Source organism: Aurantimonas litoralis (genome assembly GCF_026153195.1).
In the GTDB taxonomy this organism is placed as follows: Bacteria; Pseudomonadota; Alphaproteobacteria; order Rhizobiales; family Rhizobiaceae; genus Aurantimonas; species Aurantimonas coralicida.
In genome coordinates this window covers 129,959-155,857 of the sequence record NZ_JAPFBM010000010.1, presented here as the reverse complement: position 1 = coordinate 155,857, position 25,899 = coordinate 129,959, and the positions used below count along the sequence as shown (strand labels likewise).

The following is a 25,899-nucleotide window of genomic DNA, read 5'->3' as shown; positions in this document are numbered from 1 at the left end:
GACGGTGGGCAAGCGCACGGCGCATCGGCGACGAGGGTGAAAAACCGCGCCGGGACCTATAAGGCTGTCCGCAATGGGAATCGGGCCGCGTGCCCGGCTGGCAACCGGAGATCGGCTTGAAGCTCTCACCACAGCAGGACGATGCGCTGAAGGCCGTGGCCGACTGGCTGGCGGACGGCGAGACACCGATCTTCCGGCTGTTCGGCTATGCCGGAACCGGCAAGACGACGCTGGCGCGGCATTTCGCCGAGGGTATCGACGGGGCGGTGCAGTTCGCCGCCTTCACCGGCAAGGCGGCGCAGGTGCTGCGCTCGAAGGGCGCCAAGAGCGCCCGCACGCTGCATTCACTCATCTACCGCCCGCGCGGCGAGGAGACGATCTCCGACGAGACCAGCGGCCTGTCGCGGGTCTCGCCGACCTTCTCCTTGAACCGGCAGAGCCCGGTCGCCAAGGCCAAGCTGATCATCGTCGACGAGTGCTCGATGGTGGACGAGGCGCTCGGCCGCGACCTGATGTCCTTCGGCACGCCGATCCTGGTGCTGGGCGATCCGGGGCAGCTGCCGCCGGTGTCGGGCGGCGGCTTCTTCACAGAGGCCGAGCCGGATTTCCTCCTGACCGAGATCCATCGCCAGGCGCGCGACAATCCGATCATCGACCTTGCCCTGCATGTACGCGAAGGCAAGGAGCTGATGCATGGCGACTGGGGCGCCGCCCGGATCATCGGCAAGCGCGAGGTGGAAACCGACGAGGTGCTGGCCGCCGACCAGGTGCTGGTCGGGACCAACCGCACCCGCCGGCGCTACAATGCGCGGCTGCGCGAACTGAAGGGCTTCGAGGGCCCGCTGCCGATGTCTGGCGACAAGCTGGTCTGCCTGCGCAACGACCCGGCCAAGGGGCTGCTCAACGGCTCGCTCTGGCAGGTGATGACGGCCTCGCGCGAGACGACCAAGCCGGGCGTCAATCTGATCGTGAAACCGGACGACGACGACATCGACCAGGGCGCCGCCAAGATCCGGCTGCTGAAGGCCGCCTTCGAGGATCCCGACGCGGACATTCCATGGCCGACCAAGAAGCGTTTCGACGATTTCGACTATGGCTATGCGCTGACGGTGCACAAGGCGCAGGGCTCGCAGTGGAACAACGTCATGCTGTTCGACGAGAGCTGGGCCTTCAAGGAAACGCGCGAGCGCTGGCTCTACACCGCCATCACCCGTGCGGCCGAGCGCCTGACCATCGTCAAATAGCCCTGCCGCCGGCCGGCAAGCGCGGCCTATTCGGCCGGCGATAGGGTCGGCGCGTCGCTCGCCTCCGAGCCTTTGACGAACAGCCAGAGGAACATCAGCGCCCCGAGGATGACGGTGATCGAGCCGACGAACAGGAACAGGTTTTCCTCGCCGGTTGCGTCGACCATGATCTTGCCGAGGATCAGGAACGCTGTGCCGATCTCGTAGACCGCCAGTTGCGGCAAGGCGAGGCGGCGGGTGCGCAGTTCGGGCCAGACCTTGTGCACCAGGCCGAAGAGGACCGAGGCGACGAAGCCCAGAAGCCCGATATGGGCGTGGGAATTGGAGAAATTGTGGTGGCCGGTCGCGCCGAGCCATGTGCCGAAGGCCGCGCCTGCGAGCAGCCACACAATGCCGATGATGACGTAAAGTCTGTCGATCCTGACCATGGCGAAACTCCCGATCCTGCCGAAACAGCTGTGATCCGATGCCGTGCCGCAAGCGACCGGGCAGACATGCGCCGTCGCCGGCGCAGTCTAGCCGCGTTGGCGCGTAATATCGACAGGATTTTCGACCCGGTTATGCGCGGTATTCCGTTGGGTCAGTCAGGGGCATGAAAAAGGGCGGGAGCCTGTCGGTCCCGCCCTTTCTTATCATCGACGCTTCGCTCTGCTGTCAGCAGCCATTCGCCGTCAGATATACGGTGCGGTCCTCGATCCGGTCCACCGTGACCGCGCAGCCGTCGCCGAGATCGGCTGAGCCGCCGGCCTCGACCTGCTGGCGCCCGGCGCCGACGACGTAGAGCGTCGCGCCATTGTCGCCGAGGCCGGAAACGAAGACCTTCGTCTCGCCGAAGGTCGCCGTCTGGCCGACCGTGATCCCGCCGTCACCGGCGGCTGCATCGCTTTCGCTGGCCGGTTCGGCCGGCGCGGCTGCGGCGTCGCCCTCGGCCGGCGCGGTGCTTGCCGCCGCATCCGGCTGTTCGGCCGGCGTCTCCTGCGATGCCGCGGCGGCGTCATCGGAAGCCGGTCCCGCGCTGTCTTCGCTGCTTGCGGCGCCGCCGGTGCAGCCGTCGCTGGCGAGGGTCACCTGACCGTTCTCGATCGCCTCGACCGTCACGCTGCAGCCATTGCCGGCATCGAGAGCCGAACCGACGGCGACCGTCTCGCGACCGCCACCGCCGACGGCGAAGAGCGTCGCGCTGTCCTCGGCGATGGCGGAGACGAAGATCCGGGTCTCGCCGAAGCTCGCGGTCCCGCCGACCGGCACGGTCTGCCTGGTGGCGCTTGCGGCGGCCGGCTGTTCGGCGGGCGCGTCAGCAGCGGCGGGTTGGGCCGTTTCGGCGGCCTCGGGCTGTTCCGCCGCAGCCGTGGTCTCGGCAGGGGCGTCCTGCGCTGCCGCGTCGGGCGCCGTCTCTGCCGGAGCTGGCTGGGCCTCCTGCGTTGCCGCGTCAGGCGCGGCTTCGGCCGCTGCCGGCTGATCCTCCTGTGCGGGCGCCGCTTCCGCCTGCTGCGGCTCGGGCGCGGCTGGTGCGGCGGCGGCACTCTGTTCACCGCTAGCCGACGCTGCCGCACCGGCGCAGTCCTGTGATCCGAGATAGGCCGCGCCGGCGGCCACGCCGGCCAGCGTCACCTGGCAGCCATTACCGGCATCGATCGCGCTGCCGGACGCCACGTCCTGCGGATCGCCGCCGGCGACCGTCAGCGTCGCGCTGCCGCTTTCGGCGGAGATCGACACCAGCTGCACCGGATTGCCGCCGAAGATCGCCGACTGGCCCGGCAGCAGGATCGCACCGGTGTTGCCGACCTGGCTCGCCAGCGCCGCCGGGTCGCCGCCTGCGGCATCCGCTCCGCCCTGGGGCGCGGCAGCCGGTGCGGCGGCGATGTCGCCCTTCAGCCCCTCGATCGCGGCGGCGAGCTCGTCGAGCTTGGCGGCCGCCGCATCGCGGGCCTCGCCGGCGCCGCTCTGCAGCGACTGGCCGAGCGCCTCGGTGCGGCTCTGGAAGTCGCCGCCCATCTGATCGAGACGGGCGCCCAGATCGGCGATGGCCTGCTGGGTCTGCGCCACCGCGTCGTCGGCGGGGGCCGCCGCCTGCTGGCTCAGCTCCGAAACGCTGGTCTGCAGTTTCTCGATCTCGGCCTGCATCCGGCCGGCGACGCCCTGCATCTGGTTGCCCAGATCCTCCTGCAGGTCGTCATAATCAGGGCCGACGGCCCAGCCGATCGCAATGCCGACGACCCCGGCGACGACGATGGGTATGAAGTTCGAACTACGCATCCTGTCTCTCCCTCGCAACGCGTCCCAGGGGGAGCCCCCGGGCATTGGTAACGTGTTCAACAGACTAGCGGTCGGGCAGGGGCTTTCAACACGCATTCGGCGCGTGCGCCCGGATCGGGAGGATTTCTCGCCCGGCCGTTGACCGGTCGCCGGGGATCGCACACTTACGGGGCGCCGAAACGTTTCCGCGAGGCCCGCATGTCGACCGCTCTTTCCGTCAATCTCAATGCCGTCGCCATGCTGCGCAATCGCCGCGACCTGCCATGGCCGAACGTGGTCGATTTCGGCCGGATCGCGCTGCGGGCCGGGGCCCATGGCCTGACCGTGCATCCGCGTCCGGACCAGCGGCACATCCGGTTCTCCGACCTGCCGGACCTGCGTGCCCTGATCGACAACGAGTTTCCGGCGGCCGAATTCAACATCGAGGGTTATCCGACCGAGGACTTTCTCGCTTTGGTCGAGACCGTCAGCCCCGAGCAGGTGACGCTGGTCCCCGACGATCCCACGCAACCGACCTCGGACCATGGCTGGGATTTTGCCGGAGAGGGGGCGTTCCTGACGCCCATCGTGGCGCGGTTGCAGGCCGGCGGGGCGCGGGTCTCGCTGTTTGCCGATGCCGACCCGTCGGCGATCGCGGCTGCGGCGGCCACGGGCTGCGACCGGATCGAGCTCTATACCGGCCCCTATGGGGGCACCCATGCCGACCCGGACGCGGCGAAGGCCGAGATCGAGCGGCTCGGCGCGACGGCCGACGCGGCGCTTGCGGCGGGGCTGGGCGTCAATGCCGGGCACGACCTGACCGTGGCGAATTTGCCGGCGCTGGTCGCGCGGATTCCGGATCTGGCCGAGGTCTCGATCGGCCACGGCCTGACGGCCGACGCGCTGGAATACGGCATGGAGACCTCGGTGCGGCGGTTCCGGGCCGCCTGCGGCCAGGGCTGAGTCCCCAGCGAATACCGGGCACTCGAATGCGAAACGGCGGGCCCTGCGGATTTCCGCTTGCGTCCGCCACCGACACCTCCTAGAAGCCGTACCGTAACGTACGGTACGGCTCTCGCGAGCCGCCCCTGGAGGCAGTGTGTCGGCAACCGAAACCATCGCCGTGGAGAGCATGACGGAGCGCCAGTGCGATGTGCTGGACGCGGCGCTGCGCCTGCTCGTCGAAGCGCGCCGGCCGCTGACCATGACCGCCGTGGCGCGCGCCGCGAGCTGCTCCAAGGAAACCCTGTACAAATGGTTCGGTGACCGCGACGGCCTGTTGACAGCGACGGTGCAGTGGCAGGCCGCGAAGGTCCGCGGCGTGCCGGTGGGGGCGGAGGCGGCATCGCGCGAACGCCTCGCCGCGCATCTGACCCAGTTCGCCCGCGACTGGCTGACTGTCCTCAGCGGTCCGACCTCGGTCGCGCTCAACCGGCTGGCCATTGCCGAGGCCGGCTCGAAAACCGCCGATCTCGGCGCCATCGTCCTGCATAACGGGCCGTTCGCCATGGCCCGGCGGCTGAAGCCGGCGCTGGAGGCCGGGCGCAATGCCGGGCTGGTGCGCTTCGAGGATGCCGACGATGCCTTCCGCAGCTTCTTCGGCCTCGTCGTGCGCGACGTGCAGATCCGGCTGCTGCTCGGCGACCGGCTGACGCTGGACAAGGCGGCCGTCGCCCGCGACGCGGAGCGCGCCACCACACAGTTCTTCGCTCTTTACGGAGTGGACGAGGAGAGGCCGGTCACGGCCTGAATTCACGACAACAAGCAAAGCATCCAAAGGAGGATACAGCATGCGCGTCTATTACGATCGGGATGCCGATCTCAACCTCATCAAGTCCCGCAAGGTCGCGATCATCGGCTATGGCAGCCAGGGCCGCGCCCATGCGCTGAACCTGAAGGATTCCGGCGCCAACGACGTCGCCGTCGCCCTGCGCGCCGGTTCGGCGACCGCCAAGAAGGCCGAGGCCGACGGCTTCAAGGTCATGACCGTCTCCGAGGCGGCCGGCTGGGCCGACCTGATGATGATGGCCACCCCGGACGAGCTCCAGGCCGACATCTACCGCGACGAGATCGCCCCGAACATCCGCGACGGCGCGGCCATCGCCTTCGCCCACGGCCTGAACGTGCATTTCGGCCTGATCGAGCCGAAGGCGACTGTCGACGTCGTCATGATCGCGCCGAAGGGCCCGGGCCACACCGTGCGCGGCGAATACCAGAAGGGCGGCGGCGTGCCGTGCCTCGTGGCCGTCCACCAGGACCCCTCGGGCAACGCCCTCGACCTGGCGCTGTCCTACGCCTGCGGCGTCGGCGGCGGTCGCTCGGGCATCATCGAGACCAACTTCAAGGAAGAGTGCGAGACCGACCTGTTCGGCGAGCAGGTCGTCCTGTGCGGCGGTCTGGTCGAGCTGATCCGCGCCGGCTTCGAGACGCTGGTGGAAGCCGGCTACGCGCCGGAAATGGCCTATTTCGAGTGCCTGCACGAAGTGAAGCTGATCGTCGACCTCATCTATGAGGGCGGCATCGCCAACATGAACTACTCGATCTCCAACACCGCCGAGTGGGGCGAGTATGTCTCCGGCCCGCGCATCATCACCGCCGAGACCAAGGCCGAGATGAAGCGGGTTCTGGCCGACATCCAGACCGGCAAGTTCACCTCGGACTGGATGCAGGAGTACCGGGCCGGTGGCGCGCGCTTCAAGGGCATCCGCCGCCTCAACGACAAGCACCAGATCGAGGAAGTCGGCGAGAAGCTGCGCGGCATGATGCCGTGGATCAAGTCGAACGCGCTGGTCGACAAGGACCGCAACTAGGCGCCTGGCGCCTGGCCGATTCGGCAATTGTTTGAGCGCCGGCGGGACCTGTCCCGCCGGCGCTTTGCATTTCGCTTGAATTTCACCGGGTTTGGTTCAGGAATTGCAAAGGAGTTCCTGCGACAACCGGACCGACTGTCCTGGCATGGAGGCCGATATGGCTGCGCTTCCCGAACATGAACCGGACGATTCGGAACGCCGCGTCGCGCCCCGCACGCGCACGCTCAAGCGCGCCAAGGTCATCTTCAACGGCGGCTTCTCCACCTTCGACTGCATCGTGCGCAACATCTCGGCGACCGGCGCCCTGCTGACCATCGACGATGCGGCGCATCTGCCCAAGGAATTCCAGATCCGGATCGGCGAGGAGCGCGACGAGCGCCCGGCGCGCCTGGTCTATCGCCGCGCCATGTTCGCCGGCATCCGCTTCCTCGATGTCGAGCCCGGCCCGGAGGCGGGGGACCAGCGTCCGCTGCCGCCGCAGACGACGGCCAGGCAGCCCGAATCGCAGCCGGCCCCTTCATCGACGGGAGGCATCCGCAAGATCATGCCGGAGACACTGCCAGCCGCCCTGACGCGCCTCTTCGCCTGGTCCTGACCGGCGCCGAAACCCAACCTGCGCGGCACCTGACGTCCGGTCCCGGCCGCTTGCCGCGCACTCTGCAAAAATAACCGTCATCGCACTGCAAAAAATGGTCGCTGACGGGTGGACAGCCACCGCGCTTCCGCTTATGTAGCCGCTACCGAACGCCACCGGCGTCGTGGGTGATTAGCTCAGTTGGTAGAGCAGCTGACTCTTAATCAGCGGGTCGTAGGTTCGAACCCTACATCACCCACCAAATCTTCTTTCCGAACATCTTTTCAAGCCATCAACGGCCTTCCGGACCCCTCCGGGGAGCGGTCGTCGGCATATGCGCAACGAAGGTCGTCTGCGCGCGATCTCCGCCGCCGACTGCGCATCGTTTAAGCCGCTACCGGGTGTCCTGCGCTGCGATCGGTATTGGTTCGCAGCCCTTGGCGGATCTGCTGGTGCGAGACGCAGCAGCGCCGACGGTCAGGCCGCGTATGGCACTTCCGCTTCGCCGCGAGATGGCGTCACCGCGCCGGCGTCGTCGCGGTTACCACCGACGACAGGATGTGTGCCTTCATGATCGCCTCGGCCCATTGGGCGTCGCCGAGGGAGAGGGCGGCGACGATCTCGCGGTGGTCGCTGCAGCTGCGCCGGATCTGGTCCGGCGAGAACTTGCGGTAGGTCCGCATGATCAACGCCAGATCGATCATCGGCGCCGCGACGCTCAGAAGGTGTTCGTTTCTCGACAGTTCGAGCAGGCGGACATGGAAGGCGGTATTGGCCTGTGAGAACGTCTTCAGGAAATCGCTTTCGCTGCCCGCGAGCAGATCCTCCATGGCGCCGCACATGGCCTCTAGGCCACGGATATCGGACGCCGTGACCCGCCGGACCGCCAGCGCGCAGCCATAGCTCTCCAGAGCCGCCCTTGTGCCGAACAGGCCGGCGACCTTGTCGCCGTCCCAGGACGCGACGGTGGCGCTGGACCGCGCCTTGGTGACGGCGAAGCCTTCCGCGGCGAGCCGTCGGATGGCCTCGCGGACCGGCGTCCGGCTGAGGCCCGACAGCCGCGCCAGTTCCTCCTCCGCCAGGCGAGATCCCTCCGGGAAGCGATTGGAAACAATACCGTCCCGGATGAACCGGTAGGCTTCGTCGGCCGCGCCGAGGGTCTCGTTTTCCGCCATCAATTCCGCTTTCTGTATACAAGGATTTGCGTCAGGCCACGTTATATGCCTTTTTGACGGCCTGTTGTATCCAGGAGGAGCAGGCCCCCATGTCGTCCAGTCTCAGATCCATTCTCGCCGAGCCCGGCTGCGTCGTCGCCCCCGGCATCTACGACATGATCTCGACCCATCTCGCGATCAGCGCCAAGGCGAGAATACTCTACATGACCGGATACGGGACCGTGGCCTCGCATCTCGGCATTCCGGACGCCGGGCTGGCCTCCTTCCGCGACATGGTCGACCGGGTTGCCGTGATGGGCCGCGCCGCGCGGGAGGCGGGCATTCCGCTCGTGGCCGATGGCGACACCGGCTATGGCGGCCTCCTGAACGTCGACATGACGGTGAAGGAGTACGAGCGGGCCGGGGCGTCGGCGATCCAGCTCGAGGACCAGGTGTTTCCCAAGAAGTGCGGCCACACGCCCAACCGGCCGGTGGTGCCGAAGCAGGAGATGGCCGACAAGATCCGCGTCGCCGTCGAGGCGCGCCAGAGCGACGACTTCCTGATCATCGCCCGCACCGACGCGCGCTCCGACCAGGGGCTCGACGAGGCGCTGGACCGGATGGCCGCCTATGACGCGGCGGGGGCCGACATCCTGTTCGTCGAATCGCCGGAGAGCGAGGACGAGCTGCGGCTGATCGGCGAGCGGTTCCCGCACAAGCCACTGGTCGCCAACATGGTCGAAGGCGGCCGCACGCCGGTTCTCGACGCCCGGCGCCTCGGCGAACTCGGCTTCAGCCTCGCGATCTTCCCGGCCATCGGTTTCCTGTCCACCGCCAAGGCGCTGGAGCGTGCCTATGGCGATCTCGTCGCGACGGGGGCCTCGGCCGGCAAGGACGATCTCTACAGCTTCGAGAAGTTCAACCGGATGATCGGCTTCGAGCGGGTCTGGGAGTTCGACAAACGTCACGCCCGCGACTGAGGAGGCGCGGGTGATCTGAAATTCAATGGGAGGAATGACAATGACAATGACGAAGATTGCGGCCCTTGCGGCCGGGTTCTCGATGCTGCTTGCGGGCGGTGTCTCGGCACAGACGGTGACGCTGGCCTCGACGGTGCCGGACAACGGCGTCAACAAGGTGGTCGTCGAGGCGCTGAAGGCCGAGCTCGCGACGGCCGCCCCCGACATGACGCTCGACATCTTTCTCGACGGGACGCTGGGGGGCGAGAACGAGCTGATCGATCTCGTGCGGATCGGCGAGACCCAGATCCACATGGGCGTCATCCACGCGTCGGAATATTTCCCCGAGCTCGACGCGACGCTCGTTCCCTATCTGCTGCCCGACTATGACAGCGTCCAGCGGTTCCTCGACGGCCCGGTCGGCGACAAGATGAAGGCCGCGCTGGAGGAAAAGGGCAACGCCAAGTTCCTCGGCACCTATTACCAGGGCGCCCGCTGGGCCACCTCGAACACCGCCTTCACGACCCTGCCGGAGCTCGAGGGGATCAAGATCCGGATGCCGGAAATCCCGCTGTGGATCGACATCTGGTCGGGCATGGGCGCGGTGACGACGCCGATGCCGTCGCCGGAAGTGTTCTCGGCGCTCCAGACCGGCGTCATCGACGCCCAGGAGAACATGCTCAGCAACATCTACGGGCGGAAGATCTTCGAGGTACAGAAGTACCTCATCGCGACGCGCCACCAGCAGAGTTACGTCACGGTGATGGCCAATCTCGACTTCTGGAACGGTCTCGACGCGGCGCAGCAGGAGGCGCTGCAGAGTGCGATCGACGCGGCCACCGAAGCCGGCAGCGACGCGGCAGTGGAGGAGAACAAGCGGATCATCGGCCTGATCGAGGCGGCCGGCGTCGAGACGGTCGAGCCGAAGCCGGAGTTCCGCGAGGAGGCGCTGCCGGTGATCAAGGCCGCGGCCGACAAGATCCTTGCGCCCGGCGTCTACGACGCGGCGATCGAGGCGGTCGACGGCACCGGAGGCGAGCCGGCGGGCGCTGCCAAATGACACGGGTCACGACCCTGGTGACGAGGGCGGCAGACGCCCTCGTCACCATCTGCTTCGCGGGGTTCTTCATCGCCGTTCTCGCCCAGATCGCCTATCGCTATCTCGGCATCAACCTCGTCTTCAGCGAGGAACTGGCGCGGCTGCTCAATCTCTATGTCGTCTTTCTCGGGCTGGTTCTGGTGACGGTGCGCCACGGCCATATCCGCATCGACCTGCTCGACCGCATTCTGGGGCGAAACCGCCTGACCGACACGCTCTACCGGTTCCAGTTGCTTGCCGCCTTCGTGTTCCTGTGCGCGCTGACCGTCGGCGCCTTCCAGCTGATGGTGGCGAACTGGCCCTATCCGCTGGCCACCATGTCCTTCGTCAGCCAGGGCACCGTCTATCTCGCCCCCTTCCTCGGCGGGGCGGCGGCCGCGATCATCACGGCGGTCCACTTCGTCACGCCCGGCCGGGCCGATCTCATCCACGCCGAAGCCGAAGCCGAAGACGGGGAGGCCTGATCGATGGTTCCGGGTTTCCTCTCCATGGCCGTGCTCATCGTGCTCCTCGTTCTGGGGATCGGTGCCGGCTACGCCCTCGGCCTTGCCGGGCTCGGCTATTTCGCCGTCACCCGCGGCCTCTTCGACATTCCCTATGCGATCGTCACGCAGCGGCTCGTTGCCGGCGTCGATTCCTTTCCGCTGCTGGCGATCCCGCTGTTTATCTTCGTCGGCCATCTGATGAACGATTCCGGTTCGACGACGCGGCTGTTCAACTTCGCCAATGCGCTGGTGGGCCACGTCAAGGGCGGGCTCGCGCAGGTCAACATCGTCGCCAGCATGCTGTTTGCCGGCATGTCCGGCTCGGGGGTCGCCGATGCGGCGGGCCTCGGCGCCATGGAAGTGCGGGCGATGCGCGAGGCGGGCTACGACGACAAGACGACGATCGGCGTGACCGTCGGCTCCTCGCTGATCGGCCCGATCATCCCGCCGAGCATTCCGGCGATCCTCTATGCGGTGCTGGCCGGCGTCAGCGCCAGCGACATGCTGCTCGCCGGCATCGTGCCCGGCATCCTGATGGCGCTCGCGCTGATGGCCCTGGCGGCGATCTTCGCGCGCACCCGCGGGCTGCCGTCGGGCCGGTTTCCGGGGGGCAAGGCGCTCGGCAAGGCGTTTCTCGGCGCCTTCGCGCCGCTTCTGACCCCGGTGATCCTGCTGTCGGGCATCTTCGCCGGCGTCTTCACCGCCACCGAAGCGGCGGCGGTGGCCGGCCTGTGGGCCTTCCTCGTTGCGACGCTGATCTACCGCAGCCTGGATGTGAAGGCGGTGATCGGCGTCCTGAAGCGGACGGCCTACGACACCGCGGTCATCTTCTTCATCCTCGGCTGCTCGTCGCTCTTCGCCTGGATCCTGACGCGGGCGCGGGTGCCCGACACGCTGGCGGCCTGGCTGTCCGGTGTGACGCAGAGCCCGACGCTCATGATGATCATGATGATCGTCTTCCTGCTGTTCATCGGCTGCTTCATGGCCGTGTCGGTCGCGATCAACGTGCTCACGCCGATCCTCGTGCCGATCGCCATCGCCTTCGGCTTCGATCCGGTCCATTTCGGCATCGTGTTCATCATGATCCTCGTCATCGGCGAGGCGACACCGCCCTTCGGCATGGTGCTGTTCGTCATGACGAAGGTGGCGGGGGTCAGCTACGAGAAGGTGGCGGCCGCCTCGCTGCCGTGGCTGGGCGCCATCCTCATGGTCGTGCTGCTGGTCGCGGCGCTGCCTTCGCTCGCGCTCTGGCTGCCGGCTCTGATGGGCTAGGCGGGTGGCGGCCCGGCGGATCGCCTGCCGGGCCCGGTCATGCGTCAGCGCGTGCGGGCGGCGGCGACGGCGCGTTTCATGTCGGCCGGGGCGACGACGCCAGGGAAGAGCACCGTGCCGACCAGATAGGCCGGCGTGCCCATCAGCCCGAAACCCTCGGCCTGCTGGTTGTTGCGCTGGAGGATGCCCTCGATGCGTGCCCGATCGGCTTCATAGGCCCGCTTCAGGGCTGCGACGTCGAAGCCTGCCCGGGCGAGGATGTCCTCGACCTGGTCGGGCGTCAGGTGTCCGGGCGTCGCCATCAGCGCGGCTTGTGCCTTCGCGTAGTGCTTGCCTGCAGCCAGGGTCAGCCGGGCGGCCAGCACCGAGGCCGGCCCGAAGACCGGCCAGTCCTTCATGACGTGGCGGATGTTGCCGTCCTCGCGCACGAGGCGGGCTACGTCGGGATGCGCCTTCTTGCAGTAGGGGCACTGGTAGTCGAAGAATTCGGCGATGGTCACGTCGCCCTTCGGATTGCCGAGGACCGGAATCTGAGGGTCGAACAGCACCGCCTCGGGCGACATCGGGTCGGCCGGCGCCGCGTTCGCTGCGCACGGCAGCAGCGAGACCGTGCCGGTGGCAAGGAGCGCTGCGATCAGGTGGCGACGGTCGAGGCTGGGGCGGGTCATGCGGAGGGGGCCCTTTCGGTGTCGGACACCTGCGGTGCGGACTCGGGGCCGAGCACCACGACGCGGGTCTTGGGCGGCACGCGCCGGTTCAGGTCGATGACGTCCTGGTTGAGCATGCGGATGCAGCCCGACGAGACGGCCTTGCCGATCGACCATTCCTGGTTGGTGCCATGGATGCGGTAGAGCGTGTCGCGGCCGTCCTTGAAGAGATAGAGCGCGCGGGCGCCGAGCGGGTTCTCGATGCCGCCCTTCATGCCGTTGCGCAGCTCGCCGCCGTATTTCTCCGGCTCGCGCTTGATCATGTCCTGGGTCGGGGTCCAGCGCGGCCAGGCCGCTTTGCGCTGGATCAGCGCCTCGCCGGTGAATTCCAGCCCCGCCTTGCCGACGCCGACGCCGTAGCGCATCGCCTTGCCGTTCTCCATGACGAGATAGAGGAAGCGCTGATACGGATCGACGACGACCGTGCCCGCCGGCTCGCTGGTGTCGTAATCGACGATCTGGCGGATGTTGCGGGATTCCATCGCGGTGGGGGCGACGGCGGGAATCTGCCAGCCATCGTCCAGCACCGGCCCATACATCTCGGCAACGCGCGGATCGACCGGCGGCTTGGGCTGGGCATAGGCGAGCTGCCGGGTGGGTTCGCCGCTGGTGGAGCAGGCGCCCAGCGCCAGTCCGAGGAGGGCGATCGCGACGGCGCGGGGGACGGTTTGGATCATGCGGTCTGTTCCTGAACTGCTGTAAGGCGTAGGGCGCCTCGTCAGACCGGGTGGTCGGTCGCCAAGCTTAAGGCAGCCTTAAGCTGGATCGGCAGGATCGCCGCCGTGGCAGAACCGCAACGGAGCAGGCATGCGCATTCTGATCGTCGAGGACGACGAGATCCTGGGGAACGGCCTGAAGGTCGGACTGGGCATGAGCGGATTCACCTCCGACCTCACCGATTGCTGCCGCGATGCGGAGGCGGCGCTGGCCGTCGGAGGCTTCGACGCCGTGGTGCTCGACGTGATGCTGCCGGACGGGTCGGGCCATGACATTCTCGCGGCCATGCGCCAGCGCGGCGATACCACGCCGGTGCTGCTCCTGACCGCGCTCGATGCGCTGCCCGACCGGATCCGCGGTCTCGACGGCGGCGCCGACGATCATCTGGGCAAGCCCTTCGCGCTGGACGAGGTGGCGGCACGGCTGCGGGCGCTGATCCGCCGGGGGACCACACGCGCCGAGCCCTTCCTCGAATGGGAGGGGGTGCGGGTGGATCCGGCCGCCATGGTGGCGACGCAGGACGGCGTGGAGATCCGCCTGTCGCGGCGCGAATTCGCCGTCCTCCACGCGCTGATCCAGCATCCCGGCGCGATCTTGTCGCGCAGCCAGCTCGAGGACAAGCTCTACGGCTTCGACGAGGGCGTCGAGAGCAACGCCGTCGAGGTGCATGTCCACAAGCTGCGCGCCAAGTTCGGCAGTCGCTTCATCGAGACGCTGCGCGGGGTCGGCTACCGGTTGCGCAGGGCCGATTCATGAGGGCGTCGCTGAAGGGCCGGCTGTTCGTCCTGCTTCTGGTCTCCACCGGCTTCATCTGGCTGTCGGCGACGGCCTGGATCTACGCCAGCACGCGGGCAGAGGTGGAAGAGGTGCTCGACGCCCGGCTGATGGAGGCGGCGCGCATGGTGTCCTCGCTGGTCGGCAGCCGGCAGATCGACCTGGCAGCCGCGGCCGAGATGGGCACCTCGGACCTGCCCGCCTTCACCCAGGCGGGGCAGAGCTACGAACGGCAATTGTCGTGCCAGATCTGGTCGCTGTCCGGCTCGCTGCTCGGCCGGTCGGACGGCGCGCCGCAGCAGCGGCTGTCGGACCACGGATCGGGCTTCGCGGAGCGGCAGATCGACGGCGAGACCTGGCGCGTCTTCGCCGTGCGCAGCGCCGAGACCGGCGTGGAGGTGCTGGTCGGCGACAGTCTGGAAGTGCGGGCGCGGCTGGTGCGCGACATGGTGACCGGCCTGCTCCTGCCGATGATCCTGATCGCGCCGGCCCTGGCGCTGATCATCTGGTTCGCCGTGCAGCGCGGCATGCGCCCGCTCGACGAACTGGCCGGCACGCTGGCCGGGCGCAGCGCCGACGAACTGCATCCTTTGCCGGCGGAGGGAAGCGTGACGGAGATCCGCCCGATGGTGGCGGCGCTCAACGGGCTGTTCGACCGGGTGGGCAGGGCCCGCCGCAGCGAGCGGCAGTTCCTCGCCTATGCCGCCCACGAATTGCGCACGCCGCTGGCCGGGCTGAAGACCCAGGCCGAGATCGCCACGCGCAGCCCGGATGCAGCGGTGCGCGACGTCGCGCTGACGCAGATCACCACCGCCGTCGACCGGACGTCGCGGCTGGTGCAGCAGCTTCTGGCAAGCGCCGAGGCGGAATGCGTCGATGTCGACGGTGCGCCGACGCCGGTGGGGCTGCGCGACATGCTCGCCGATCTCCTGACCGACCAGGCGGCGCGGCTGACGGCGAAGGGCGGTCGGCTCGATCTCGATGCCTCGCTTTCGACCATCCAGATATCGGCGAACCCGACATTGCTGGCACTGGCCTTGCGCAATCTGGTGGAGAACGCGGTCAACCATTCGCCCAAGGGAGGGACGGTCCGCATCGCGCGCAGGGGCGAGGCGATCCTCGTCGAGGACGAGGGGCCCGGCCTGCCGGAGGACGAGCTGGCCCGCGCGACCGAACGCTTCTTTCGTGGCCGGAACCGCGTTGCCGTCGGATCGGGACTGGGGCTCAGCATCGTCGCGCAATGTGCCGAGCGGCTCGGCGGTACGCTGTCGCTGGCCAATCGCAACGAAGGAGGCCTTCGCGCCACGCTCGGCGTTCCGGGTCTGGCCGCCTGATTGCGATCGGTCGCGCGGGGCGGGGGCGCGGTGCGGTCAGTGGGGCCGGGCGGCGCCCTGGTTGCGACCGAGGCGGATGGCATGGCGAATGCTGTCGAGAAGGGCACTGTCGACGAGCGGCTTTTCCAGAAGCTGCATGACGCCGGCCTTCCTGGCGCGGCGGCGCAGGGTTTCGGTGGCGTGGCCGGTGATCAGGATGATCGGCAGCGTCAGCCCTTTCGCCCGCAGGGCATCGAGCACGTCGAGGCCGTCCATGCCGGGCATCTGGTAGTCGAGGACGAGGCAGCAGGCTGCGCCGAGATCGTCGTGCAGCAAGAGCTCCTCGCCGGTGCCGCAGAGGCTCACGGAGAGATCGTCCAGTTCCAGCGCGAATTTGAGGGATTCACGCACCGCCAGATCGTCGTCGACCAGAAAGATCAACCGCTTTTCTTTCCTCATGCGAGCTGCTCCGGCACCATCGTCGGCAACCGCCCCTGCCGCGCCCAATTGGTCCATTAGGCAAACGGTCGGCACGCATGCCTTGATCTCGCGCAAGAGGGCGACGAGGCCGGCGGTGCCGGGTCTCGCTTGATCGACCGCAAGGCACGGATACGGCGGGCCGCTACAGCTCGTGCATGCGAAAAGAGGGCGCTGCCGTGATCGTCACCCTGACCATGAACCCCGCGCTCGACCTGACGACCTCGGTCGACCGGCTGCTGCCCGAGGCCAAGCTGCGCTGCGGGCCTGCCCGCCTCGATCCGGGCGGCGGCGGGGTCAATGTCGCCCGGGTGATCGGCGCGCTGGGCGGCGGGTCCCGCGCGATTCTCACCGCCGGCGGGACCATGGGGCAGGCATATCGGGAGCGCCTCGCCGACGAGGGGCTGGAGACCCGGGCCATCGCCATTGCCGGCGAAACCCGGCTGAACATCACCGTCGCTGAAACCGACACGACCGCCCAGTACCGGCTCGTCCTGCCGGGACCCGAGCTTGGCGAAGCCGAATGGCGGGCCTGTCTCGACGCGGTCGATGCCGATCTGGTGCCCGGCGGCTTCGTCGTCGCCAGTGGCAGCCTGCCGCCGGGCGTGCCCACCGATTTCTATGCGCGCATCGCGGCGGCCGCGAAGAGGCGCGGCGCCCGCTGCGTGGTCGACACGTCGGGTCCTGCGCTGGCGGCGGCGCTTTCGGAAGGTGTCTTCCTCGCCAAGCCGAACCAGCGCGAGTTCTGCGAGCTGACGGGCGTGGCGCCCGCCGACCGGCAGGGACAGGAACAGGCGGCGCTCGACATGGTCCGGCGCGGGGCGGCCGAGATCGTCGCCCTGACCCTCGGGGCGGAGGGCGCCGTCATCGCCTCGGCGTCAGGGCTGCTCACGATCCCTCCCGTCAGTGTGGAGCCGCAGAGCGCAGTCGGCGCCGGCGACAGCTTCGTCGGCGCCTTCGTTCTCGCGCTTTCGCGGGGCCGGCCGCTGGCAAACGCCGCCTGCCTCGCTTCTGCCGCCGGCGTGGCGGCGCTGCTGACGCCGGGAACGGAGCTCTGCCGCGAGGCGGACGTGCGGCGGATCGACTGCGAGCTCGCCGCCCGCATGGGGCTGAAGACGCCGGACGACGCGCGCCAGCGCGTGCCCTCAGCGAAGTGATCGGTGCAGGCTGCGGCAGATTGCAAGCGGCCGGGATAATCCCGCAACTTGACCACGAGGCCGGCACGGTGGAAGTGTCGGTCATCGACGAGGGATACAACCTCCAGCACCTGCCGGCCGCGATATGTCCATGGAATCCGATATCGAGCCAGAACCGCGGATCACCTGCGGGAACGCGGAGAATGCCCTGCGGGCGCTCCAGGCGGCGGGCGTCGGCACGTGGCGGTTCGATCCGGTTGCCGGCACCATCAGCCTCTCGCAGATTGCCGCCGAGCGCTTCAAGACCGGCGTCGATGTCCAGCCGCTGACGGCGCTTCTGGGCCGGCTCCACCCCGAGGACCGCGCCATTGCCGAGCAGGCGTTCGGCGCTGCCGTACCCTTCGGCATCGACATCGACGTGCGATCGATGGCGGCAAGTGGCAGGGAGGAATGGCTGCGGCTGCGCGGCCGCGCCATCGAGGAGGTCGGCGGAGGCTCGGCGATCCATGGCGTCCTCGCCGACATCACCTCCCGCAAGGCGGCCGAGAACGCCAACAACCGCCTCGCGGCGATCGTCGCCTCGGCGGACGTGGCGATCATCGGCAAGTCGCTGGACGGCCTCGTCACCGACTGGAACCGCGGCGCGGAGGCGATCTTCGGCTACAGCGCGGCGCAGATCGTCGGCCAGCCGATCACCATGCTCTTGCCCGAAGGCCAGGAGGACGAGGAACGTGTCTTCATGGAGCGGCTGCATCGCGGCGAGCGGGTCGAGCATTTCGAGACCCGGCGCCGCCGCGCCGACGGGCAGATCATCGACGTCTCGCTGACCGTCTCGCCGGTGTGGGACGCGGCCGGCCGGCTGGTCGGCGCCTCGAAGGTGGCGCGCGACATCACCACCACCCGCCGCGCTTTGACCGAGCTGGCCGAGCGCGAGGCCCGCCTGCAACTGGTGCTCGACACCGTGCCCGACGCGATGATCGTCATCGATACGGCCGGCATCATGCAGTCCTTCAGCGCCACGGCCGAGCGGCTGTTCGGCCATCGGCCCGACGAGGTCATCGGCCGCAACATCAGCATGCTGATGCCGTCGCCCTATCGCGAGCAGCACGACCATTATCTCGCCCGCTACCTCGCCACGGGGGAGCGGCGGATCATCGGCATCGGCCGAGTCGTCGTCGGCGCCCGCAAGGATGGCTCGACCTTTCCCATGGAACTGTCGGTCGGCGAGATGCAAAGCGGCGAGAACCGCCTGTTCACCGGTTTCGTGCGCGATCTGACCGAGCGACAGAACACCCAGCGGCGCCTGCAGGAGCTGCAGGCGGAGGTCATCCACATGTCGCGCTATACCGCGCTCGGCGAGATGGCCTCGACGCTGGCGCACGAGTTGAACCAGCCGCTGACGGCGGCGGCGAACTATCTGAAGGGCGCGCGCCGGCTGCTCGACGGCGGCGATGCCGACAACCTGCCCACCGTGCGCGACGCCATCGACCGCGCCGCGGACCAGGCGCTGCGGGCCGGGCAGATCATCCGCCGGCTGCGCGACTTCGTGGCGCGACGCGAAAGCGAGCGGCGGATCGAGAACCTGCCGACGCTGATCGAGGAGGCCAGCGCGCTGGCGCTGGTGGGGGCGAAGGAGACCGGCGTGCGGGTGTCCTTCGACTTCGCGCCGGCAGCCGCGCTGGTCCTAGCCGACAAGGTGCAGGTGCAGCAGGTTCTCCTGAACCTCATCCGCAATGCGGTGGAGGCGATGCAGGAAACGCCGCGCCGCGAACTGGTCGTCGTCACCTCGCTCGGCGAGGACGAGATGGTGCGGGTGGACGTCACCGACACGGGCACGGGGATCGCCGCGGATGTGGCCGAGCATCTCTTCCAGCCCTTCGTGACCAGCAAGGCGCAGGGAATGGGCGTCGGCCTGTCGATCTCGCGCACCATCATCGAGGCCCATGGCGGGCATCTGTGGGCCGAGCCGAACCCGGACGGCGGCACGATCTTCCGGCTGACCCTGCGCAGCGCCCGGATGAAGGAGGCCGAGGATGGCGAGTAATGCCGTCGTGCACGTCATCGACGACGACGCGGATGTGCGCCAGTCGCTAGCCTTCCTGCTGGCGACGGCCGGGCTGGCGGTGCGGGTCTACGATTCGGCGACCGCCTTCCTTGCGTCGCTGGAGGGCCTGCAACCCGGCTGCATCGTCAGCGACGTGCGCATGCCGGGGATCGACGGGCTGGAGCTGCAACGCCGGCTGAAGGGCCTGGGCGTGATGCTGCCGGTGGTCATCATGACCGGCCATGCCGACGTGCCGCTGGCCGTGCAGGCGATGAAGGAGGGCGCCGTCGACCTGGTCGAGAAGCCCTTCGACGACGAGATCCTGCTCGAAGCGATCCACACGGCGCTGGAACGCTGCAACCACCAGGGGGGACCGGACGGCGACACCGCCCGGATTCAGGCGCGCCTCCAGTCGCTGTCGCCGCGCGAGCGGCAGGTGCTGGACGGGCTGCTCGCCGGCCACCCCAACAAGACCATCGCCTACGATCTCGGGCTCAGCCCGCGCACGGTGGAGGTCCACCGGGCCAACGTGATGACCAAGATGGAAGCCGCCAGCCTGTCCGAGCTGGTGCGGATGGCGGTGCGCGCCGGTGCGTTGGCGGACGGGTAGGGCGGATCCGATGCGCCGCTCGCACCATCCGCCGGCCGGCTGGTATGGGCGACGGCGATCCATCGCGCGATCTGTGCACGGCGCGTCACCATTGCCGAGCGCACTCGCGCCCTTCATCTGGACGCCATGAAGGGCGGCGAGAACCCGTTTGCGGGGCTGCATCTGGCGCAGCCGGACCGGTGCCGGGCAAGCGCCGCTCGCGAAAGGACTGAACCATGCGTATCACGATGATCGGTGCCGGCTATGTCGGCCTCGTCTCGGGGGCCTGCTTTGCCGATTTCGGCCATGAGGTCGTCTGCGTCGACCGCGATCCGGCGCGGCTCGAACTTCTGGAACTCGGGCGCATGCCGATCTACGAGCCGGGGCTGGACGAGCTGGTGGCGCGCAACGCCGTGCAGAAGCGGCTGCGCTTTTCCAGCGATCTTGCCGCTTCGGTCGCGGCCTCGGACGTGGTGTTCATCGCCGTCGGCACGCCCTCGCGGCGCGGCGACGGCCATGCTGACCTGTCCTATGTCTACGGCGCGGCCGCCGAGATCGGCCGGGCGCTGTCCGGCTTCACCATCGTCGTCACCAAGTCCACCGTGCCGGTCGGCACCGGCGACGAGGTGGAGCGGATCATCCGCGAGGTGAACCCGGACGCCGACTTCGCCGTCGTCTCCAATCCGGAATTCCTGCGCGAAGGCTCGGCCATCGAGGATTTCAAGCGGCCGGACCGGGTGGTCATCGGCACCGAGGATGAGACGGCGAAGGCGATGATGTCGGAGGTCTACCGGCCGCTCTCGCTGAACGCGGCGCCGGTCTATTTCACCTCGCGCCGCACCGCCGAGCTGACGAAATACGCCGCCAACGCCTTTCTCGCCATGAAGATCACCTTCATCAACGAGATCGCCGATCTGTGCGAAAAGCTCGACGCCGACGTCCAGGACGTCGCGCGCGGCATCGGCATGGACGGGCGGATCGGCTCGAAATTCCTGCATGCGGGGCCGGGCTATGGCGGCTCGTGCTTTCCCAAGGACACGCTGGCGCTGGTCAAGACCGCGCAGGACGCCGAAAGCCCGGTACGGCTGATCGAGACGACGGTCTCGATCAACGACCAGCGCAAGCGCTCCATGGCACGCAAGATCGTTCAGGCCTGCGGCGGATCGGTGCGCGGCAAGACGATCGCGGTCTTGGGCCTGACCTTCAAGCCGAACACCGACGACATGCGTGACGCGCCGTCGATCTCGATCATCCAGGCACTGCAGGACGGCGGCGCCCGGGTCGTGGCCTATGATCCTGTCGGCATGGAGCAGGCCCGCGCGGTGCTCGACGACGTCACCTTCGCCGAAGGGATCTACCAGGCGGCCGAGGGCGCCGATGCGCTGGCCATCGTGACGGAATGGAACGAGTTCCGCTCGCTCGACCTGGCGCGGCTGAAATCGCTGATGACCAGCCCGGTGATGGTCGACCTGCGCAACGTCTACAACAGGGAGACGGTGACGCGCGCCGGCTTCAGCTATGCCGGCGTCGGCCGCCCGCGCGGGAGCGATGCGGATGCGCCGGCCCCGTCCGCCGAAGCCCGCGCCGTTTGACACGCGACCCCGCAGCGATGGATAGCCCTTCGGCAAGACCACGCCACCCGGCCGGACCGGCCGGGGCGATCGCGACCGGAGGTGCCGCTTTGCGCCAGGACGAATCGGACCACGGCACGATCGCCGTCATCGGGCTGGGCTATGTCGGCCTGCCGCTGGCGGTGGAGTTTGCCCGGCAGCGCAAGGTTCTGGGCTTCGACATCAGGGCCGCGCGGATCGCCGAACTGCAGGATGGCTGCGACGCGACGCTGGAGGTTGATCCGGCCGACCTGCAGGCAACGGCGGAAAATCTCGCCTTTTCCAGCGATCCGGAAGCCCTGTCGGCCTGCAGCATCTTCATCGTGACGGTGCCGACGCCCATCGACAAGGCGAACCGTCCCGATCTCGGGCCGCTGATCCGGGCAACGGAATCGGTCGGCCGGGCGCTCTCGGCCGGTGCGCTGGTGATTTACGAATCGACGGTCTATCCGGGCTGCACCCGCGACATCTGCGCGCCGATCCTGGAAAAGCTGTCCGGGCTGACGCTGAACCGCGACTTCTTCCTCGGCTACAGCCCGGAGCGCGCCAATCCGGGCGACCGCCAGCACCGGCTGACGACGATCACCAAGGTCACGAGCGGCTCCACCCCGGAGGCCGCGGAGACCGTCGACCGGCTCTACGGCACGATCGTCACCGCCGGCACCCACAAGGCGCCGTCGATCGAGGTGGCGGAAGCCGCCAAGGTGATCGAGAACACCCAGCGCGATCTCAACATCGCGCTGATGAACGAGCTCTCGATCGTCTTCCAGCGGCTCGGGATCGACACGCTCGACGTTCTGGCGGCCGCCGGCACCAAGTGGAATTTCCTGCCGTTCCGGCCCGGCCTCGTCGGCGGTCACTGCATTGGCGTCGACCCGTATTACCTGACCCACCGGGCGCAGGAGGTCGGCTATCATCCCGAGGTGATCCTCGCCGGGCGGCGGATCAACGACCGGATGGGGCACCATGTGGCCGACCAGGTGGCGCGGCTGATGATGAGCCGTGGCCTGCCGGTCGTCGGCAGCCGCATCCTGGTCATGGGCATCGCCTTCAAGGAAGACTGCCCGGACATCCGCAATTCGCGGGTAATCGACCTTGTGACCGACCTCAAGCAGTTCAACGCCGTGGTCGATGTCTGGGACCCATGGGTCGCGCCGGAGGAATGCGAGCGCGAATTCGGCTTTGCCTGCCTGACCGAGGAGCCCGATCCCGCCACCTATGACGGGATCGTTCTGGCCGTCGGCCACCGGCAGTTCGCCGCCATGGGCGCGGCCGCCATCAGGGGGTTGGGCCGGGAGAAGGCGGCGTTCTACGATGTGAAGGGCGTCTTTGCGCGCGAGGACACGGACGGGCGGCTCTGATGACGGTTCTGGTCACCGGCAATGCCGGCTTCATCGGCTTCCATGTCGTGCGGCGCCTTCTGGAGCGCGGCGACGACGTCGTGGGTTTCGACGTGGTCAACGACTATTACGACCCGGCGCTCAAGGAAGCCCGGCTGCGGGTGCTGGAAGAGATGGCGGCACGGTCGACTGGTCGCTACAGCTTCGTGCGGGCCAATCTGGCCGACCGCGACGCGGTGGCGGCCTGCTTTGCGGCGCATCGCCCGGACCGGGTGATCCATCTCGCGGCCCAGGCCGGCGTGCGCTACTCGCTGGAAAATCCCCATGCCTATGTGGAATCCAACGTCATCGCCTTCACCAACATCCTGGAAGCCTGCCGGCATGGCGGGGTCGGGCATCTGACCTATGCCTCGACCTCCAGCGTCTATGGCGCTGATACGGCGATGCCGTTCTCCGAGCACCAGAGCGTCGATCATCCGCTGCAGTTCTACGCGGCCACCAAGCGTGCCAACGAGCTGATGGCGCATTCCTACAGCCATCTGTTCCGGCTGCCGACGACGGGACTGCGCTTCTTCACCGTCTATGGCCCATGGGGCCGGCCGGACATGGCGCTGTTCCTGTTCACCCGGAACATCCTCGAAGGCCGGCCGATCTCGCTGTTCAACGGCGGCAACCATACCCGCGACTTCACCTATGTCGGCGACATCGCCGAAGGGGTGATCCGCACCAGCGACAGCCCGGCCACGCCTGACCCGGAGTGGAACAGCGACCGGCCCGATCCGGCGACCAGCAATGCGCCGTTCCGGCTGTTCAACATCGGCAACAATTCGCCGGTGAAGCTGCTCGATTACGTCGAGGCGCTGGAAGAAGCGCTGGGCCGCAAGGCGGAACGCCAGCTCCTGCCGCTGCAGCCGGGCGACGTGCCCGACACCTTTGCCGATGTCGGCGAACTGGAGCGGGCCGTCGGCTACCGACCGGCGACACCGGTGAAGGAGGGCGTTGCGGCCTTCGTCGCATGGTACCGCGACTATTACCGGGTCGCCGCTAACGCCTAGCGAGGGCAGGGCGCTCCATCCGGCCCGCAGGGACGGTGCCGGCGAAGATCGCACCCTTGCAGGGATCCGGCAGCGGGGCCGCCGGATCCGGTTCTTCAAGGGCTGAGGGTTACTTCTTGCCGCCGAACAGGCCGGCGAAGAACGCCACCATTTCCGGCACCATGCGCTGGCCGAAGCCGCCGGCGGTCGCCAGCGACAGCGCCTGCTTGGCCGAGGTCGACATAACGCTTGGCACGCCGAGATCGTCGGCCATGCGGCTGTAATAGCCGACATCCTTGCGGGCATTGGCGACCGAGAAGGCGAGCATGTTGGGATTGTCGTCGACGGCGTAGGCCTTGACGAAATCCATCATGCCGGACTTCAGCGGGCCGGCCGACATCACGCCGTATAGCGTGTCGCGCTCGATGCCGGCCTGGTCGGCCATGGCGAAGGCTTCCGACATAGCGCAGGCGGTGGTCATGGCGAAGAAATTATTGATCAGCTTCAGCGTGTGGCCGGCGCCGAGCGGGCCGACATGGAAGATGTTCTCGCCGAGATCCTCGAAGACCGGCTTGGCGCGCTCGAAGGCTTCCGTGCTGCCGGCCGACATGATGTTGAGCTTGCCGTCGACGGCATGGGACGGGGTGCGGCCGAGCGGTGCGTCCATGTATTCGGCGCCGGCTTCGGCGACGGCCACGGCGATCCGCTTGGTCGAATCGGGCAGCGACGTGCCGAAGTCGATGACGAGGCTGCCCGGGCGCAGGCCCGCAATGACGCCGTCCTCGCCGAACATGCGCGCCTCGACCGAGGCGGACGTGTCCATGCACATCATGACGATGTCGCTGCGGCCGGCGAGCTCGCGCGATGTCTTGGTCTCGGTCGCCCCGCGCGTGACAGCGGCATCGACATTGCCGCGGCTGCGGTTGGCGATGACGGTCATCGGGTAGCCGAGCTTCTGCATGCGCTCGACCATGGCCGATCCCATGAGCCCGAGGCCGATGAAACCGATCGATGGCTTGTTGGTCATAGTGAAGTCCCTCTCCGGCGAACGGTCGCGCTCCTGCACGTCGATTCCCGCTCGCGATCTCCAATCGTACCGGCGATAAAAAGCACCGACAGGCTTAGCGTATACGTTGTTGACCCGCGCAAGTCATCGGATATAGTCGGAATCGGGAGAAAATACTGCACTGCAATATTGCAGCGCAGAAAGAACGGTGCGCGTTTACTGCAGAAACGCGCACCATATTGGGAGGAACAATATGACGTTTGGATTCATGAAGGGTGCGGCCGCCGCACTTCTGCTTGGTGCCAGTGCCGTGGCGCTCGGTTCGGCCGCACCGGCCGCTGCGCAGACGAAGCTGATCGGCGCGAGCCAGTTCGACGAGAACCACGCCTTCACCAAGACGATGCGCAAGTTCGAGGAGCTGGTTTCGGCCTGCTACACCGAAGAGCCCATCGAGTTCGAGATGCACCTGAACTCCGAGCTGGGCCTCGAAAAGGACTACGTCGCCTACATGAACCAGGGCCTGTCGGTGGACTATGCGGTGGCCTCGCCCGCCCACATGTCCACCTTCTCGAAGATGGCGCCGCTGATGGACATGCCGTTCCTGTTCCGTGACGAGGATCACTGGAACAAGGTGCTGGAAGCCGACGCGCTGAAGCCGATCGCCGACGACATTCTCGAAAAGGCCGACATCCGGCTGCTCGGCTATGCGGGCGGCGGCACGCGCAACGTCTTCGCGACGCGGCCGGTCACCAACATGGAAGAGATGAAGGGCCTGTCGATCCGCATGCAGGGCGCCCCGATCTGGACCAGCGTCTTCAACGCGCTCGGCGCGGCGCCGACTGTGATCGCCTATAACGAGGTCTACAACGCCATCCAGACCGGCGTCATCGAGGCCGCCGAGAACGAGGCGGCCGGCGTCGAGCAGATGAAGTTCTACGAAGTGGGACCGGAGCTGTCGCTGACCAAGCACGCGATCACCATCCGGCCGCTGATGATGTCGAACAAGACCTATCAGCGTCTGCCGGAAGGCCTGCAGAAGTGCATCGACGAGGCCGGTCCGCAGGCCGGGCAGTACGGCCGCGAGATCGAAAGCGGCGAGGACGGCAAGAAGCTCGACGCCATGGTCGAGAAGGGCTGGTTGAACACGCATGAATTCACCGAGCGTGATGCCATGCTGGCGGCCGCCAATCCGGTGCTCGAGGCCTATGCCGAAGAGCTCGGTGCAGCCGACGTTCTGAAGAACATCCAGGCGATCAAGTAACGGCGCCTAGCCGGGGCGGCTCTGCCGTCCCGGCGACCCCGGCTGTTTCCGCGCATTTC

The 25,899-nt window shown here is 67.9% G+C and carries 25 protein-coding genes and 1 tRNA gene; 19 read left to right on the top strand and 7 right to left on the bottom strand.

The window, feature by feature from the left end; translation table 11 throughout:
* Nucleotides 1–116 precede the first annotated feature (116 nt).
* Nucleotides 117–1,244: an ATP-dependent DNA helicase gene (locus tag N7I30_RS18520; RefSeq protein WP_024348522.1), complete on the top strand. Its 1,128-nt coding sequence runs from the start codon at nucleotides 117–119 to the stop codon at nucleotides 1,242–1,244.
* 26 nt (nucleotides 1,245–1,270) lie between these two features.
* On the opposite strand, the gene N7I30_RS18515 is transcribed toward N7I30_RS18520, so the two are convergent.
* Together N7I30_RS18515 and N7I30_RS18510 are read right to left on the bottom strand one after the other, a co-directional pair.
* Complete coding sequence (locus N7I30_RS18515; RefSeq protein WP_024348521.1) at nucleotides 1,271–1,672, bottom strand: hypothetical protein; 402 nt, start codon at nucleotides 1,670–1,672, stop codon at nucleotides 1,271–1,273.
* Between the two features lie 226 nt (nucleotides 1,673–1,898).
* A complete protein-coding gene (locus N7I30_RS18510) occupies nucleotides 1,899–3,500 on the bottom strand; it encodes a hypothetical protein (RefSeq protein WP_498640801.1) in 1,602 nt (533 codons plus the stop codon).
* A gap of 198 nt (nucleotides 3,501–3,698) precedes the next feature.
* On the opposite strand from N7I30_RS18510, the gene N7I30_RS18505 reads away from it, so the two are divergent.
* The 5 genes from N7I30_RS18505 (at nucleotide 3,699) to N7I30_RS18485 (ending at nucleotide 7,125) form a co-directional block, all read left to right on the top strand.
* A complete protein-coding gene (locus tag N7I30_RS18505; protein WP_498640799.1) occupies nucleotides 3,699–4,442 on the top strand; it encodes a pyridoxine 5'-phosphate synthase in 744 nt (247 codons plus the stop codon).
* A gap of 169 nt (nucleotides 4,443–4,611) precedes the next feature.
* Nucleotides 4,612–5,229 carry a TetR/AcrR family transcriptional regulator C-terminal domain-containing protein gene (locus tag N7I30_RS18500; protein ID WP_050767679.1) on the top strand — a complete coding sequence of 206 codons (618 nt, stop codon included), beginning with the start codon at nucleotides 4,612–4,614 and terminating at the stop codon, nucleotides 5,227–5,229.
* Nucleotides 5,230–5,269: 40 nt separating this feature from the next.
* Nucleotides 5,270–6,289: a ketol-acid reductoisomerase gene (gene ilvC / locus N7I30_RS18495; RefSeq protein ID WP_009209110.1), complete on the top strand. Its 1,020-nt coding sequence runs from the start codon at nucleotides 5,270–5,272 to the stop codon at nucleotides 6,287–6,289.
* Between the two features lie 157 nt (nucleotides 6,290–6,446).
* Nucleotides 6,447–6,884, top strand: a complete 438-nt coding sequence (locus tag N7I30_RS18490) for a PilZ domain-containing protein (RefSeq protein ID WP_498640797.1) — start codon at nucleotides 6,447–6,449, stop codon at nucleotides 6,882–6,884.
* 165 nt (nucleotides 6,885–7,049) lie between these two features.
* Nucleotides 7,050–7,125 (top strand) — tRNA-Lys (locus N7I30_RS18485).
* A gap of 256 nt (nucleotides 7,126–7,381) precedes the next feature.
* Here N7I30_RS18485 and N7I30_RS18480 read toward each other — a convergent pair.
* The gene (locus tag N7I30_RS18480; RefSeq protein WP_228240664.1) at nucleotides 7,382–8,038 is read right to left on the bottom strand and encodes a GntR family transcriptional regulator; all 657 of its coding nucleotides are present in this window, start codon (nucleotides 8,036–8,038) and stop codon (nucleotides 7,382–7,384) included.
* An 89-nt stretch (nucleotides 8,039–8,127) separates the two neighbouring features.
* On the opposite strand from N7I30_RS18480, the gene N7I30_RS18475 reads away from it, so the two are divergent.
* Genes N7I30_RS18475 through N7I30_RS18460 form a run of 4 tightly spaced genes read left to right on the top strand, consistent with a single transcriptional unit; the run spans nucleotide 8,128 to nucleotide 11,832 of the window.
* The gene (locus N7I30_RS18475) at nucleotides 8,128–8,997 is read left to right on the top strand and encodes an isocitrate lyase/PEP mutase family protein (protein ID WP_228240663.1); all 870 of its coding nucleotides are present in this window, start codon (nucleotides 8,128–8,130) and stop codon (nucleotides 8,995–8,997) included.
* A gap of 40 nt (nucleotides 8,998–9,037) precedes the next feature.
* On the top strand, nucleotides 9,038–10,036 hold the full coding sequence (locus tag N7I30_RS18470; protein ID WP_498640794.1) for a TRAP transporter substrate-binding protein: 999 nt from the start codon (nucleotides 9,038–9,040) through the stop codon (nucleotides 10,034–10,036).
* Complete coding sequence (locus tag N7I30_RS18465; RefSeq protein WP_277023665.1) at nucleotides 10,033–10,539, top strand: TRAP transporter small permease; 507 nt, start codon at nucleotides 10,033–10,035, stop codon at nucleotides 10,537–10,539. The genes N7I30_RS18470 and N7I30_RS18465 overlap by 4 nt, the downstream gene beginning before the upstream one ends.
* A gap of 3 nt (nucleotides 10,540–10,542) precedes the next feature.
* On the top strand, nucleotides 10,543–11,832 hold the full coding sequence (locus N7I30_RS18460; RefSeq protein WP_277023663.1) for a TRAP transporter large permease: 1,290 nt from the start codon (nucleotides 10,543–10,545) through the stop codon (nucleotides 11,830–11,832).
* Between the two features lie 44 nt (nucleotides 11,833–11,876).
* Here N7I30_RS18460 and N7I30_RS18455 read toward each other — a convergent pair whose 3' ends face one another.
* Together N7I30_RS18455 and N7I30_RS18450 are read right to left on the bottom strand one after the other, a co-directional pair.
* A complete protein-coding gene (locus N7I30_RS18455) occupies nucleotides 11,877–12,500 on the bottom strand; it encodes a DsbA family protein (protein WP_498640791.1) in 624 nt (207 codons plus the stop codon).
* Nucleotides 12,497–13,216 carry a L,D-transpeptidase gene (locus N7I30_RS18450; protein WP_498640789.1) on the bottom strand — a complete coding sequence of 240 codons (720 nt, stop codon included), beginning with the start codon at nucleotides 13,214–13,216 and terminating at the stop codon, nucleotides 12,497–12,499. The genes N7I30_RS18455 and N7I30_RS18450 overlap by 4 nt, the downstream gene beginning before the upstream one ends.
* A gap of 130 nt (nucleotides 13,217–13,346) precedes the next feature.
* Here N7I30_RS18450 and N7I30_RS18445 point away from each other — a divergent pair, with 130 nt between their 5' ends.
* Together N7I30_RS18445 and N7I30_RS18440 are read left to right on the top strand one after the other, a co-directional pair.
* The gene (locus N7I30_RS18445; protein ID WP_187390955.1) at nucleotides 13,347–14,012 is read left to right on the top strand and encodes a response regulator transcription factor; all 666 of its coding nucleotides are present in this window, start codon (nucleotides 13,347–13,349) and stop codon (nucleotides 14,010–14,012) included.
* The gene (locus N7I30_RS18440) at nucleotides 14,009–15,364 is read left to right on the top strand and encodes an ATP-binding protein (protein WP_498640786.1); all 1,356 of its coding nucleotides are present in this window, start codon (nucleotides 14,009–14,011) and stop codon (nucleotides 15,362–15,364) included. Before N7I30_RS18445 ends, N7I30_RS18440 begins: the two co-directional genes overlap by 4 nt.
* 36 nt (nucleotides 15,365–15,400) lie before the next feature.
* Here N7I30_RS18440 and N7I30_RS18435 read toward each other — a convergent pair whose 3' ends face one another.
* Entirely contained in the window at nucleotides 15,401–15,802 is a 402-nt protein-coding gene (locus N7I30_RS18435) for a response regulator transcription factor (protein ID WP_498640784.1), read from the bottom strand.
* Between the two features lie 197 nt (nucleotides 15,803–15,999).
* On the opposite strand from N7I30_RS18435, the gene N7I30_RS18430 reads away from it, so the two are divergent.
* The 6 genes from N7I30_RS18430 to N7I30_RS18405 all read left to right on the top strand — a co-directional run bounded on the left by N7I30_RS18430 (nucleotide 16,000) and on the right by N7I30_RS18405 (nucleotide 23,594).
* Entirely contained in the window at nucleotides 16,000–16,977 is a 978-nt protein-coding gene (locus N7I30_RS18430; RefSeq protein WP_498640782.1) for a 1-phosphofructokinase family hexose kinase, read from the top strand.
* 130 nt (nucleotides 16,978–17,107) lie between these two features.
* Nucleotides 17,108–19,000, top strand: a complete 1,893-nt coding sequence (locus N7I30_RS18425; RefSeq protein WP_498640780.1) for a PAS domain S-box protein — start codon at nucleotides 17,108–17,110, stop codon at nucleotides 18,998–19,000.
* Complete coding sequence (gene fixJ / locus N7I30_RS18420) at nucleotides 18,990–19,610, top strand: response regulator FixJ (RefSeq protein ID WP_498640778.1); 621 nt, start codon at nucleotides 18,990–18,992, stop codon at nucleotides 19,608–19,610. The genes N7I30_RS18425 and fixJ overlap by 11 nt, the downstream gene beginning before the upstream one ends.
* 215 nt (nucleotides 19,611–19,825) lie before the next feature.
* Nucleotides 19,826–21,181 carry a UDP-glucose dehydrogenase family protein gene (locus tag N7I30_RS18415; protein WP_498640776.1) on the top strand — a complete coding sequence of 452 codons (1,356 nt, stop codon included), beginning with the start codon at nucleotides 19,826–19,828 and terminating at the stop codon, nucleotides 21,179–21,181.
* Between the two features lie 89 nt (nucleotides 21,182–21,270).
* On the top strand, nucleotides 21,271–22,560 hold the full coding sequence (locus N7I30_RS18410; RefSeq protein ID WP_498640774.1) for a nucleotide sugar dehydrogenase: 1,290 nt from the start codon (nucleotides 21,271–21,273) through the stop codon (nucleotides 22,558–22,560).
* Nucleotides 22,560–23,594, top strand: coding sequence for an NAD-dependent epimerase (locus N7I30_RS18405; protein WP_498640772.1), 1,035 nt, complete (start codon nucleotides 22,560–22,562; stop codon nucleotides 23,592–23,594). The genes N7I30_RS18410 and N7I30_RS18405 overlap by 1 nt, the downstream gene beginning before the upstream one ends.
* Before the next feature lie 109 nt (nucleotides 23,595–23,703).
* Here N7I30_RS18405 and N7I30_RS18400 read toward each other — a convergent pair whose 3' ends face one another.
* Complete coding sequence (locus N7I30_RS18400) at nucleotides 23,704–24,600, bottom strand: NAD(P)-dependent oxidoreductase (protein WP_498640770.1); 897 nt, start codon at nucleotides 24,598–24,600, stop codon at nucleotides 23,704–23,706.
* Nucleotides 24,601–24,832: 232 nt separating this feature from the next.
* Between N7I30_RS18400 and N7I30_RS18395 the strand changes: the two genes are divergently transcribed.
* The gene (locus N7I30_RS18395) at nucleotides 24,833–25,840 is read left to right on the top strand and encodes a TRAP transporter substrate-binding protein (protein WP_277025307.1); all 1,008 of its coding nucleotides are present in this window, start codon (nucleotides 24,833–24,835) and stop codon (nucleotides 25,838–25,840) included.
* Nucleotides 25,841–25,899 lie beyond the last annotated feature (59 nt).